At 30.2% G+C, this 13,306-nt stretch carries 12 protein-coding genes and 1 tRNA gene; 11 read left to right on the plus strand and 2 right to left on the minus strand.

Features of this window, described 5'->3' with window-relative positions; translation table 11 throughout:
• Positions 1-21: 21 nt before the first annotated feature.
• From citD to ACRC8M_RS00815, 10 genes are all read left to right on the plus strand, one after another.
• Positions 22-303, plus strand: a complete 282-nt coding sequence (citD, locus tag ACRC8M_RS00770) for a citrate lyase acyl carrier protein (protein WP_438527377.1) — start codon at positions 22-24, stop codon at positions 301-303.
• A 10-nt stretch (positions 304-313) separates the two neighbouring features.
• A complete protein-coding gene (locus tag ACRC8M_RS00775; RefSeq protein WP_040406397.1) occupies positions 314-1,213 on the plus strand; it encodes an aldolase/citrate lyase family protein in 900 nt (299 codons plus the stop codon).
• A gap of 1 nt (position 1,214) precedes the next feature.
• A complete protein-coding gene (citF, locus tag ACRC8M_RS00780) occupies positions 1,215-2,765 on the plus strand; it encodes a citrate lyase subunit alpha (protein ID WP_438527378.1) in 1,551 nt (516 codons plus the stop codon).
• Positions 2,766-2,825: 60 nt separating this feature from the next.
• Positions 2,826-4,178 carry a 2-hydroxycarboxylate transporter family protein gene (locus ACRC8M_RS00785; protein WP_438527379.1) on the plus strand — a complete coding sequence of 451 codons (1,353 nt, stop codon included), beginning with the start codon at positions 2,826-2,828 and terminating at the stop codon, positions 4,176-4,178.
• A 124-nt stretch (positions 4,179-4,302) separates the two neighbouring features.
• Positions 4,303-7,074: a DEAD/DEAH box helicase gene (locus ACRC8M_RS00790; RefSeq protein WP_438527380.1), complete on the plus strand. Its 2,772-nt coding sequence runs from the start codon at positions 4,303-4,305 to the stop codon at positions 7,072-7,074.
• The gene (gene mazG, locus ACRC8M_RS00795) at positions 7,061-7,813 is read left to right on the plus strand and encodes a nucleoside triphosphate pyrophosphohydrolase (protein ID WP_438527381.1); all 753 of its coding nucleotides are present in this window, start codon (positions 7,061-7,063) and stop codon (positions 7,811-7,813) included. Before ACRC8M_RS00790 ends, mazG begins: the two co-directional genes overlap by 14 nt.
• Before the next feature lie 73 nt (positions 7,814-7,886).
• Positions 7,887-8,177, plus strand: a complete 291-nt coding sequence (locus ACRC8M_RS00800; protein WP_023049993.1) for an RNA-binding S4 domain-containing protein — start codon at positions 7,887-7,889, stop codon at positions 8,175-8,177.
• Positions 8,177-9,037, plus strand: coding sequence for a 4-(cytidine 5'-diphospho)-2-C-methyl-D-erythritol kinase (gene ispE / locus ACRC8M_RS00805; protein ID WP_438527382.1), 861 nt, complete (start codon positions 8,177-8,179; stop codon positions 9,035-9,037). Before ACRC8M_RS00800 ends, ispE begins: the two co-directional genes overlap by 1 nt.
• 32 nt (positions 9,038-9,069) lie before the next feature.
• Positions 9,070-9,381 (plus strand): septation regulator SpoVG, encoded by a 312-nt coding sequence (spoVG, locus tag ACRC8M_RS00810; RefSeq protein WP_023049991.1) that lies wholly within the window; start codon positions 9,070-9,072, stop codon positions 9,379-9,381.
• 47 nt (positions 9,382-9,428) lie between these two features.
• Positions 9,429-9,503: transfer RNA gene (locus ACRC8M_RS00815), tRNA-Gln, on the plus strand.
• A 111-nt stretch (positions 9,504-9,614) separates the two neighbouring features.
• On the opposite strand, the gene ACRC8M_RS00820 is transcribed toward ACRC8M_RS00815, so the two are convergent.
• Both ACRC8M_RS00820 and ACRC8M_RS00825 read right to left on the minus strand, forming a co-directional pair.
• Positions 9,615-10,535 carry a pseudouridine-5'-phosphate glycosidase gene (locus tag ACRC8M_RS00820; RefSeq protein ID WP_438527383.1) on the minus strand — a complete coding sequence of 307 codons (921 nt, stop codon included), beginning with the start codon at positions 10,533-10,535 and terminating at the stop codon, positions 9,615-9,617.
• Positions 10,532-11,617: a PfkB family carbohydrate kinase gene (locus ACRC8M_RS00825; RefSeq protein WP_438527384.1), complete on the minus strand. Its 1,086-nt coding sequence runs from the start codon at positions 11,615-11,617 to the stop codon at positions 10,532-10,534. The genes ACRC8M_RS00820 and ACRC8M_RS00825 overlap by 4 nt, the downstream gene beginning before the upstream one ends.
• A 155-nt stretch (positions 11,618-11,772) precedes the next feature.
• Between ACRC8M_RS00825 and ACRC8M_RS00830 the strand changes: the two genes are divergently transcribed.
• Positions 11,773-13,107 carry a DUF1576 domain-containing protein gene (locus tag ACRC8M_RS00830; RefSeq protein ID WP_438527385.1) on the plus strand — a complete coding sequence of 445 codons (1,335 nt, stop codon included), beginning with the start codon at positions 11,773-11,775 and terminating at the stop codon, positions 13,105-13,107.
• The last annotated feature ends 199 nt before the right edge of the window (positions 13,108-13,306 follow it).

The raw sequence follows: 13,306 nt of genomic DNA on the forward strand, positions 1-13,306 counted from the left end.
AAATAAAGTGGAGGCCAGGAGATGGAGATCAAAGTAAAAGCAGTGGCAGGTACTCTTGAATCGAGTGATATGTACGTAATAATTGAGCCAAATGCTACAGGAATTGAATTAGAAATTGAAAGCGTTGTAATGGGACAATATGGAGATGACATTAGAAGAGTAATTTTAGAAAGCCTAGAAGAGCTTGGAGTTACTTCAGCTAAAGTTTTAGTTAATGATAAAGGGGCTATTGAGCCAGTAATCAAAAGCAGAATCCAAACAGTTGTTACAAGAGCAGCTCAACAAAAATTCACTTGGAAGTAGGAGGAAAAAAATGAAATTAAGACGTTCGATGCTTTTTATTCCAGGAAATAATCCAGGAGTAATAAAAGATGTACATATATATAGACCAGATTCAATAATGTTTGACTTAGAGGATGCAATTGCTGTAACAGAAAAGGATTCAGCTAGATTCTTAGTTTACAATATGTTACAAAAAATGAGACCAGTATATAAGAGTTTAAATATAGAAACAGTTGTAAGAATCAATGCTTTAGACACAGAGTATGGAGTAGAGGACTTAGAATTTATTGTAAGAGCTCAGCCAGATATCATAAGAATACCTAAAACAGATACACCAAAAGATGTTTTAGATGTTGAAGCTCATGTGGAAAGAATTGAAAAAGAAGCTGGAATTCCAGTTGGAACAACAAAGTTAATGGTAGCGATAGAGAGTCCTTTAGGAGCTTTAAATGCTTACCAAATTGCAACTTCTTCAAAAAGACTAGTAGGAATGGCTATTGGTGGAGAGGACTATGTAACTAACTTAAAAACAAATAGATCTCCAGAAGGTGTAGAGTTATTCACAGGAAGAGGATTAATAGTAATGGCAGCTAGAGCAGCTGGAATAGATGCTTTAGATTCTGTTTACTCAGATGTAAATAATGATGAAGGATTTATAAAAGAAGCAACAATGATTAAACAAATGGGATTCTCAGGAAAATCATTAATTCACCCAAGACAAATTGAGTTACTTCATAAAGTATATACTCCTTCAGATATTGATATAAAGAAAGCTAAGAAAATTGTAGATGCAACAAGAGAAGCTTTAGAGCAAAATAAAGGTGTATTTACAGTGGATGGTAAAATGGTAGATAAGCCAATTATTGAAAGAGCTGAGCATGTTTTAAGACTAGCAAAGGCAGCTGGGGTAAGATTAGGAGGAGACGAGTAATATGATAAATAAAAGAGTTGACGAAAATCTTTTAAAAACAATAAAAGGTTACGGAGAAAGAAATGCATATAAAGCTCCATTTACTAATCAACCTGAAGGATCTGTTAATGAAAATGCAGAATCTTTAAAAGGTGCTATAAAGAGAACTAAAGTTGTAGATTCTTTAGAAGAAGCTATAAGAAATTCAGGATTAAAAGATGGAATGACTATATCTTTCCACCACCACTTTAGAAATGGTGATAAAGTTTTACCAATGGTTTTAGATAAATTAGCTGAGATGGGATTCAAAAACCTAAGAGTAGAAGCTAGTTCATTTACTAAAGCTCATGAGGGAATTGTAAAACATATTAAAGCTGGTGTAGTAAATAGATTAGGTTCAAGTGGATTAAGAGGAGATTTAGCAAAAGAGATATCTAATGGAATGTTAGGAGATTATCCAGCAGTTATAAGATCTCACGGAGGAAGAGCGAGAGCTATTGTTGAAGGAGATATTAAAATAGATGTGGCATTCTTAGGAGCATCATCATCAGATTGTATGGGAAATGCAAATGGAGTAAAAGGAAAATCACTTTGTGGATCATTAGGATATGCAAAGGTAGATGCAGCTCATGCTGATAAAGTAATCATAATAACAGATACTTTAGTTGACTATCCAAATAGCCCAATGAGTATTCCACAAACACAAGTTGATTATGTTGTAGTAGTTGACGAGATTGGAGATCCAAATGGAATAATGTCTGGAGCTACAAGATTTACATCAAATCCAAAAGAGTTATTAATGGCTAAAAAAGTTTTAGATGTAATGTTAGCATCAGGATACTTTAATGATGGTTTCTCTATGCAAACAGGTTCAGGAGGAGCTTCATTAGCAGTAACAAGATTTATAAGAGAAGAGTTATTAAAAAGAAATATAAAGTGTAGCTTTGGTTTAGGAGGAATAACAAAAGCCTTCGTTGACTTGTTAGAAGAGGGACTGATGGGACAACTTTATGATACACAATGTTTTGACTTAGCGGCAGTTGAGTCAATTGGAAGAAATGAAAAGCACATAGAAGTAAGTGCAGATTTCTATGCAAATCCATTTAACTGTTCACCAGCTGTGAATAAGTTAGACTTCGTTATCTTAAGTGCTTTAGAAGTGGATAAAGATTTTAATGTTAACGTTATATCTGGTTCAGATGGAGTTATTAGAGAAGCTTCAGGAGGACACTCTGACACGGCAGCAGCAGCAAATGTATCAATTATAGTTGCTCCATTAACGAGAGGAAGAATTCCTACAATAATTGATAAAGTAACAACTGTTGTTACTCCAGGAAGTACAGTAGACGTAGTTGTAACAGACTATGGAGTAGTTGTAAATCCAACTAGAACTGACTTATTAGAAAGATTCCAAAAAGCTGGAATAGAACTAGTAACTATGGAGAAACTAAGAGAGCTAGCAAACTTTATTGTTGGAGAGCCAAAAGAGATAGAGTTTGAAGATCAAGTTGTAGCTGTTGTTGAATATAGAGATGGCAGTATAATTGATGTTGTTAGAAAAATAAAAAAATAGTAGGATGTATAAATCAAGATTCAAAAAACATATATAAATAAAAGAAATAAGGGGAGAAAAATGGCACAAAAAAATTTCAAAGAACTGTTTGATCCAAAACAGTCAAAGTGGAGCGGATTATCAATTCAGATGTTCCTAGGTTTATTAGCAATAGTTGCATTAACTGTGTATGTACCTTTTGGTGGAAAAGAAGCTGCTTTTTTAAGAGGTAACTTTTTAGTAATATTCGGTATATTAGCAGTGTTTGGTATCTTATTTGGAGAAATCGGTGATAGAATTCCAGTATGGAATGACTACATTGGTGGAGGAACAGTTTTAGTATTCTTTGCATCGGCAGTAATGGGTACTTATAACTTAGTTCCAGCAAAAGTTTTAAAAGCAATTGATGTTTTCTATGGTGAGCAACCAGTAAATTTCTTAGAGTTATTTATTCCAGCTTTAATAGTTGGTTCAGTTTTAACAGTAAATAGAAAAACTCTTCTTCAATCAATAGCTGGTTATATTCCTTTAATTTTAATCGGAGTAGCAGGAGCTACATTAGGTGGAGTAGGAGTAGGATTCTTATTTGGAAAAGAGCCTTTAGATATTATCATGAACTATGTTTTACCTATAATGGGTGGAGGAACTGGAGCAGGAGCTATCCCTATGTCAGAGATGTGGGCTCAAAAAACTGGTGGAAATCCAAAAGATTGGTTTGCATTTGCTATCTCTATATTAACAATAGCTAACGTTATAGCTATATTCACAGGAGCGTTCTTAAAAGAACTTGGAAAGAAGCATCCAGGATTAACAGGAAATGGAAACTTAATATTAGATGATACTAAAGAAGCTGTAAAAGAGGAAGCGGGACCTAAAGTTGTAGTTACTGCAAAAGATATCGCATCAGCATTTATTTTCATCGGAGTATTATTTATGTTCTCACATATATCAGGAGTAATTTGGACTTCATTAAAGTTCCCATTTGAAATGCATAGATTAGCATTCTTAGTAATTTACTCTATCGTTTTAAATATACTAAATGTTGTTCCTGCAGCATTAAAAGCTGGAGCAAAGGAGATTCAAGCATATTTCTCTAAATATACTATTTGGGTATTAATGGGAGCAGTAGGATTTGGAACAGATGTACAAGAGATAATAAACTCTCTATCTTTTGCCAATTTAGTAATCGCTTTAGCAATAGTTTTAGGTGCAGTTGTATTTATTATGTTAGCATCTAAGAAAATGAAATTCTACCCAGTGGAAGCTGCTATAACAGCAGGATTATGTATGGCTAATAGAGGTGGATCGGGAGATATCGCAGTTCTTGGAGCAGCAGATAGAATGGAACTTATTTCTTTCGCACAAATCTCTTCAAGAGTAGGAGGAGCAATGATGCTTATCCTAGGATCTATGGTATTTGGATTCTTTGCATAATTAGCTCTTAGTTAATTTAATTTACATACATTAAAAGAGGTTGGAGTAATCCAATCTCTTTTTCTTTTAATTTGAAATAAATAATGTATAATAAAGATAAAATGAAGAAGAATCGGAGGCGTATATGTTTAGAAAAGATATTCCAAAATTTTTAATAGAGAATAAAAATAGTGTAGTATATATAGGGTCCTCTAATAAAAATATAGATATTTATTTTGAGAATATGATTAATCAAGAAAATATAGATCTAATTGAACTTTCAAATATACAAGAGGAAGATGATTACTATAGAGTAAACTACCAACTTTTAGAAAGTTTAAAAAGTAATAAAAAATTAGTAATTTTAACCTCTTTAGAGGGCTTATTAACAGAATATTCTTTAAATAATGATATTTTAACGTTAACGCTAGGAACTGGAGTAGCAAGAAAAAATATTATAGAATTGTTAGAAAAAAATGGATATAAAAAAAATTATTTAGTGGAAAAAAGAATGGAGTTTTCAGTTAGAGGAGATATTGTAGATATATTTCCTTTGAATGGAGAGAATCCAATTAGAGTAGAGTATTTTGGAGATGAAATTGATAGAATAACATATTTTTCTATTTTTGATCAAAAAAGTTTTGAAAAAATAAATAGAGTAGATATGTATATAAACAAAAATAATTTAATGAAAATTAACTTTTTAAAGCTTTTAGAAAAGATAAAAGAGAATAGAGCGTGTGACATCTATTTAGAAAATGCTGAAATAATAAGTTATAAATTAGAAGAAGCGATAGTAAGAGAAAGAGATAAAGAGCAACAAATAAGAGAGTTATATGAGAAAATAGAAAATCTTTCTAAAAAAATAGATGTAATTAAAAGTGAAGGTGATACTGAAAGAGTAAAGTCTTTAAGTACAAAAGATGGAATAAAATATGAAAATATCTCTCAAATTAGAGAGGGAGATTACATTATTCATGAAAATTATGGTGTTGGAATTTATTTAGGTATTCAAGAGATTGATGGAAAAGATTATTTAGCAATAAGATATGCAGATGAGGATAAACTTTTTGTACCTATTGAAGGATTGAATAAAATAGAAAGATTTTTAGTATCAACTGGAAAAACTCCTGAACTATATAACTTAGGAAGAAGAGGATTTAAAAGAAGAAGAGAAAAGTTAGAAGAGGATATGCTTAAATTTGCTAAAGAGATTGTAGAAATTCAAGCTAGAAGAGCTCTTTGTACTGGTTATAAATTTTCTCCAGACACAGTTTGGCAAGAAGAATTTGAAGAAAAGTTTCCATATATAGAAACTAGAGATCAAAAAAATGCTATAAAAGATGTAAAAAGGGATATGGAGTCTTCAAAAGTTATGGATAGAATTGTGTGTGGAGATGTTGGATATGGGAAAACAGAAGTAGCTATAAGAGCAGCATTTAAATGTGTTATGGATGGAAAACAAGTTTTGATAATAGCACCAACAACAGTTTTGGCTCAGCAACATTATGATAGATTTGTAGAAAGATATGAAGATTATCCAATAACCCTTGAACTGTTAAGTAGATTAAGCGGAGATAAGGAACAAAAAGAGATAATAAAAAAAGTTGAAAATGGAAGTGTAGATATTGTTATTGGAACTCATAGAGTTTTATCAGGAGATTTAAAGTTTAAAAACTTAGGACTTATTATAGTTGATGAAGAGCAAAAATTTGGAGTAAAAGATAAAGAAAAATTAAAAAAAATGAAAAGTAATGTAGATATGTTGACTCTGACGGCAACTCCTATTCCTAGAACGTTAAATTACGCATTATTGGGAATTAGAGATATATCTGTTATAGAAACTGCACCTGAGGGAAGAGTTCCTGTAGAAACTAGTTTTATAAATGATAATAAGAAAGATATTAGAGAATCTATTATGAAAGAGATAGCTCGAGAAGGACAAGTTTTTTATATATTTAATAGGGTTAAAAGAATAGAGGATAAGTTAAATGATTTAAAGAAAATTTTACCTAAATTTGTAACTATAGATTATATTCATGGAAAAATGTCTCCTAAAAATATAAAAGAGAAGTTAAAAAAGTTTCAAGATGGAGATATAGATATTTTATTGAGTACTACAATTATAGAAAATGGAATTGATATAGAGAATGCAAATACTATTTTAATAGAGGGAATCGATAAATTAGGACTTTCTCAAGTTTATCAGCTACGTGGAAGAGTAGGTAGAGGAAAAAGAAAAGGTTATTGTTATTTAATAGTTGATAAAGAAAAGAAACTGGGTAAAAAAGCTTCTGAGAGAAAAGAAACTTTAAAAGATATAGGGGAGTTTGGAGGAGGGTTTAAACTTTCTTTAGAAGATATGAGAATAAGAGGAGCAGGGGAAATATTGGGAGATAAGCAACATGGTGCCTTAGAAACTTTTGGATATAACCTTTATACAAAATTATTACAAGAGGAGATAGCTAAAGTAAAAGGAGATTATAAAGAGGATTTTGAAACAAAAATTATTTTGAAAGAGGATTCGTATATTCCAAGAGATTATATAGAGGGAGATGAAAGATTAATAATCTATCGAAGATTAGTTGATATAAGAGATTTAGAAAAATTATCAGAGATAAAAGTAGAATTAGTAGATAGATTTGGAGAATTACCTAAAGAGGTAATAAGTTTATTAAGGTATTTAGAGATAAAAATACTAGCTAAAGATTTGAAAATTGAAGAAATAGTAGAAAAAGATGGAGAATATTTCTTAAAATTTAATAATGATTACGTAAATTTTGAAAAATTGATGAAGCTGATTGAGGAAAAAAAAGCTAGATATTCTCAAAAAGAGGGAGGATTATATTATTTTGAAGATATTTTAAAATTTTTATATTGGTATAAGGGAGATGATGATTTAAATGAAAAAGTTTGATGAATTAGTAGAGATTATAAAAAAACTTAGAGAACCTAATGGTTGTCCTTGGGATAGAGAGCAAACTTTAGAAAGTTTAAAACCTCACTTATTAGAAGAAACATATGAGGTTTTAGAAGCTATGGATGAGGGTGGAGAAAAATTAAAAGGTGAATTGGGAGATCTATTACTTCAAATAGTTTTTCAATCTAATATATGTGAAGAAAAAGGTGAATTTAAAATAGAAGATGTTATTGACAGTATCTCAGAAAAAATGATAAGAAGACATCCTCATGTTTTCGGAGATGAGATAATTGTAAAAACATCAGATGAAGTTTTAATTAATTGGGAAAAAATAAAAAAAGATGAAAAGGAGCATGCAGAAAGAATCTCTATTTTAGATGGAGTTCCAAAGGGAATGCCAGCACTTTTAAGAGCTGAAAAACTTCAAAAAAAAGCATCTAAAGTAGGATTTGATTGGCCTGAAATTCATGGAGTTATAGATAAGGTAGAAGAAGAGATAGATGAATTGAGAGATGAAGTTATGGCTGGAGATGAGAAAAAAGCTAGAGAAGAGCTAGGAGATCTGTTCTTTGCTTTAGTTAATTTATCTAGACATTTAGGAATAAATCCTGAGCTTTGTTTAGATGAAGCATCCAATAAATTTGAAAGACGTTTTAGATATGTTGAAAAGAATTGTAATATAGAAGAAGCAACTCTTGAGGAGATGGATAGAGTTTGGGAAGAGGCTAAAAAATAAAAATATTTTTTAGAACTATTGACATATGAAAAAAATAAGGTATATATAATATTACGAAAAGGGAAGTGACAAGATGAGATTAGACAAGTTTTTAAAAGTAAGTAGAATAATAAAAAGACGACCAGTTGCTAAAATAGTAGTTGATGGTGGAAAAGCAAAATTAAATGGTAAAGTAGCAAAAGCTAGTACTGAAGTTAAAGTTGGAATGGAATTGGAGCTTGAGTATTATAATAAATATTTCAAATTTAAAATATTAGAGGTACCAGAAGGAAATGTAGCTAAGAGTAAAACATCTGAATTAGTTGAACTGTTAGATAGTAAAGGTATAGTTATTGATTTAGATGGTGAGGAGGATATATTTTAATGAAAATATTTGATCTTCAATCAAATGCTAAAATAAATATTGGTTTAAATGTAGTTGGTGTCTTAGAGAATGGATATCATCTTTTAGATATGACTATGATACCGATTGATTTATGTGATAATTTAACAATAAAAGTTGAAGATAAAAGTGGCGATTTAAAAATAAAAACAAATAAAAAGGATATTCCAGTGGATTCAAGTAATATCCTTTATAAAATATATATAAAATTTTATGAAAAAGTAAAATTAGCTCCTTTAAGTATGGAGGTTTTTTTAGAAAAGATTATTCCACATCAAGCAGGATTAGGTGGTGGGAGTTCTAATGGAGCAATATTTTTAAATTTTTTAAATAAATTTCATGGTAATATCTTATCTTTTGAAGAGTTAGTAGAATTAGGAAAAAGTATAGGAGCAGATATTCCTTTCTTTATACTAAACAAACCTTCGAGAGTTCAAGGTATAGGTGAAAAAATCCAAGAGATTGAAAATAATTTAAAAGTTTCTGTGGTCGTAGTTAAGCCACCGTTTGGAGTGTCCACAGTTGAAGCCTATAAACAGATGAAAAATATAGAGAATCCCCAAAAATCAAATATTGATAATATAATAAAAGGGTTGAAGGAGAATAACTTATTATTAGTTGAAAAATACATTGAAAATAATTTAGAAGAAGCACTGTTGAAATCAGATGAAAATTTGATTGAGTTTAGAAAAAGATTAGCAGAAGTAGAAGAGTTAAAATTTTTTATGTCTGGAAGTGGAAGTGCATTTTATGCATTTTTAATAGAGGGTATTGATGAAAAAATTAGTAAACTAAGACACAGATTTAACGATTGCGAGATTTTTCTTTGCAATTTTAAATAAAACTACTAAATCATAAGGAAGGTGCATTTAGAATGAGAATTACAGATGTAAGATTGAGAACAGTGAAAAATGAAAACGAACTTAAGTTAAAAGCTTATGCAGATGTTACTTTTGAAGAATGTTTTGTAATTCATGGATTAAAAGTAATTGATGGTCAAAAAGGAATGTTTGTTGCTATGCCTTCAAGAAAAATGCCTGATGGAGAATACAAGGATATAGCTCACCCGATAACACCTGAACTTAGAAAGGATATAACAGATTCTGTTATAGCTAAGTACAAAGAGGTTATGTCGCAGGAAATAACACCAATAGAAGTAGTAGAAGAAGAAATTGTAGAAGAATAAAAAATCGTTGACAATGTTTAAAAAAAATGATATTATTTTATTGATGTTGGGGTGTCGCCAAGCGGTAAGGCAACGGACTTTGACTCCGTCATGCGTTGGTTCGAATCCAGCCACCCCAGCCATTTAAAATAGTATTTAACAGGGACTTGTATGTTCCTGTTTTTTTTTAATATTTTTAGTTTATTAAAAAATAAATCCCTCTTTCAAAATATATGAAAGAGGGATTTTATATTTTATAATTCGCAATAGTTTTTAGCTATTTTAGAAGCTAATTTAGCATTGTTAAAAACTAATTGAATATTAGATTCTAAACTTTTTCCTTTTGTAATATCTTTAACTTTAGCAAGTAAGAACGGAGTACTATCCTTTCCTTTGATACCTTTTTCTTCAGCTTCAGCAACAGCATTATTTATAGCGTTAGTGATTGTATCAAAGTCCATAGCAAACTCTTCAGGAATTGGATTTGCAATAACAACTCCACCTTTTAGATTAACATCCCATTTAGCTTTTAAAGTTTTAGCAATTTGCTCAGGTGTATCCATTTTATAGTCTACTTTAAATCCACTTTTTCTAGTATAGAATGCAGGTAATTCTTTGGTTTGGTATCCAAGAACAGGAACACCTTTTGTTTCTAAGAACTCTAATGTTAAACCGATATCAAGAATTGATTTAGCTCCAGCACAAACAACAGCCACATCAGTCATAGCTAACTCTTCTAAGTCAGCAGATATATCCATTGTTGTTTCAGCACCTCTATGAACGCCACCAATACCTCCAGTAGCAAATACTTTAATTCCTGCAAGAGCAGCAATAATCATAGTCGATGCAACAGTAGTAGCACCATCATCTTCAGAGGCTAATATAGCAGGAATATCTCTTCTACTAGCTTTAGTAACTTCTAAACCTTTTTTACCTAAATAGTCAACCTCTTCTTTGCTTAAACCAACTTTAAGTTTTCCGTTTAAAATAGCGATAGTAGCTGGTACAGCACCATTTTCTCTAACAATTTCTTCAACTTTTAAAGCTGTCTCAACATTTTGTGGATAAGGCATACCATGAGATATTATAGTTGACTCAAGAGCAACAACTGGTTTGTTGTTTTCTAATGCTTCCCTAACTTCTTTTGAAATTTCTAAATATTTTGCTAAATTCATAAATTTTCCTCCTTGATTTTATTAATGTTTTCTAAAGACATATTATCACTTATTGTTTTTTCACTTGAAATAGCTATTGCAGCACATGCAATACCATTTTTACAACTTTCAATAATATCTAAATTTTCTAAATAACTATAGGCGATTCCAGACATAAAAGCATCCCCAGCACCAGTGGTATTTATAACTTTTGTTTTAAATGGTTTCATATGGCCACATATTTCACCGTTAGAGTAAAAGACCCCTTTTTCACCTAAAGAGATAAAAACTTGCTTAACTCCTTTTTGAATGAAGAAATTAGCACATTCTTGTAGTGAAGTTTGATCTATAATATTTATACCAGAAAGAATTTCAGCTTCAAGTTGATTAGGCTTTATGGTATGGAATTTTCCAATAAATTCTTTTATTTTTAAAGCTTTAGTTGTAGAAACACAATCTAAAAATAATGGAATTGAAAAGTTATTAACAATGTATTCTATAGTTTCTTTTGGTATATTAGTGTCAATTATACATAACTTTGATTCATCCAAAATTTCTTTCTTAGATTTAATAAAATCTATGGAAAGATTATTATAAAGATCCATAGCTGAAATAGCTAGCTTCATGTCATTATTGTCATCTAAAATTGATATATAAGTTGACGTTGGTGAATTAGCAATTGTTAAGGAGTTAGATATATTTATTCCTAAAGACTTACAATTCCTTTTAATCTCTTCACCATTAAAATCATCACCTAATACTGTTATTAACTCAACATCTTGATTTAATCTAGATAAATTATCTGCAATATTTCTTCCAACTCCACCAAAAGATGTACTAATTTTCCCAGGATTAGAATCGTAGTCTTTTAAAGATGAATAAGATTGAGCTGAAATATCAATGTTAGTTCCACCAATAACAGAAACGAAAGATTTTTTTTGTATAATATATCCTTTTCCAATTATTTTACCTTTTTTTATTAAGTTAGAAATATGTACTGCAACAGATGAACGAGCAATATCAGCTTTCTCTGCCAATTCAGATTGAGATATAAAAGGATTTTCTTCAATCCACTTTAAAATTTCTTTTTCTCTGTTGGTCATAAACACCTCCGCTTAAACAAATGTTTATTCAAATAAACTTTTGTTTAAATATTATCATTGAAGTATTGAAAAGTCAATGATTTATATATAAAAAAATTGATTTTTAATGGAAAAAATATTAAAATTTTAATAGAGAGTTAAAAGGGGTGATAAATTTGGATAATTTTAAAGGGAATAGAAGCAAAAAGATTTGGCTTCTGACAGAAATAGTAGCAGGGATACTTTTTGCGATGTTTGTTTATTTTGTTTTAAGAGGAAAAGAAAATGTATTAGCAGGGTTTATAAGGATTTTGACATCTCCGACGGTATTGATAACTGATTTTTTAGTTATTGGTGGAATGGGAGCTACATTTTTAAATGCTTTTTTAATTTTTATATTTAACTATACTTTAATGAGACTTCTAGGAACACCACTAAACGGTATAGCGATAGCATCATTTTTTACAGTGTTTGGATTTTCCTTTTTTGGAAAAAATATTTTAAATATTTTGCCGTTCTATGTGGGTGGAATTCTTTACTCAAAATACGAGCATATAGATTTCAAAGATATTTTAGTAACAATATCTTTTACAAGTGCATTGGCACCGTTTATAAGTGAAGTTGCTTTTAATATTCATGTATTGAGTGAGTATGCCTATATAAATGCAATAGTCTTAGGTATTGTAATAGGATTTATTGTAACGCCATTAGCTAAGAAAATGGCAGGATTTCATGAAGGGTTTAATCTTTATAATCTAGGATTTACAGGTGGAATACTAGGAGCTGTGATAGCTTCAGTTTTAAAACTTTATCAATTTGTTGTTGTTCCTCAAAGAATAATCTCAACGGAACATGACTTAGAATTAAAAGTTATATCTAGTGGAGTATTTTTATCATTAATATTTATAGGTTACTATATAAATAATAAAAGTTTTTCAGGATATAAGACGCTATTAAAAGATACAGGATTAAAAAGTGACTTTGTTATAAAATATGGATATGGACTTACTTTTATAAATATGGGAATTATGGGGTTTGTAGCTATGATGTATCCAATTTTATTAGGTCAAACTTTAAACGGTCCTTTATTAGCAGGAATATTAACAATAGTTGGATTCTCAGCTTATGGAAAAACAATTTTAAATATAACTCCAATATTACTTGGAGTATTTTTAGGAAAGTTTGGAAGCACTACAGATGGTTTTACAATAGCTTTATCAGGATTGTTTGGAACTTCTCTAGCTCCTATTGCAGGTGTATATGGTCCTATCTGGGGAGTTGTGGCAGGAATGTTACATATAGCTGTGGTACAAAGTATTGGTGTAATTCATGGCGGACTTAATCTTTATAATAATGGATTTTCAGCTGGAATTATAGCAGGGTTTTTATTACCAATAATAAATACAACTAAAGAAAGTGTAAATAAAAGAAGAGCTAAATATCTTCAAAGGCAAAAAGCATTACATGATTTAATTAGAAAAACAGAAGATAGTTTTAATGATAAATTATAAAAAAAAAAATTTATTTCAAATAAAATTAAAAAAGTTGTTGACGAAGTTTAAAATTTATGGTACTATAATTTTTGTCAGCGGGAAACACCGCCGGCAAGAATTATAGAAAAGGACATTAACAACCGAATAGAGAAAATAGTCAGAAGTTATGAAAATAACAAAACGCCAGAAATGGCAAACCAATAAATGGTGTAAACGT

This window comes from Cetobacterium sp. (genome assembly GCF_051653945.1).
In the GTDB taxonomy this organism is placed as follows: Bacteria; Fusobacteriota; Fusobacteriia; order Fusobacteriales; family Fusobacteriaceae; genus Cetobacterium_A.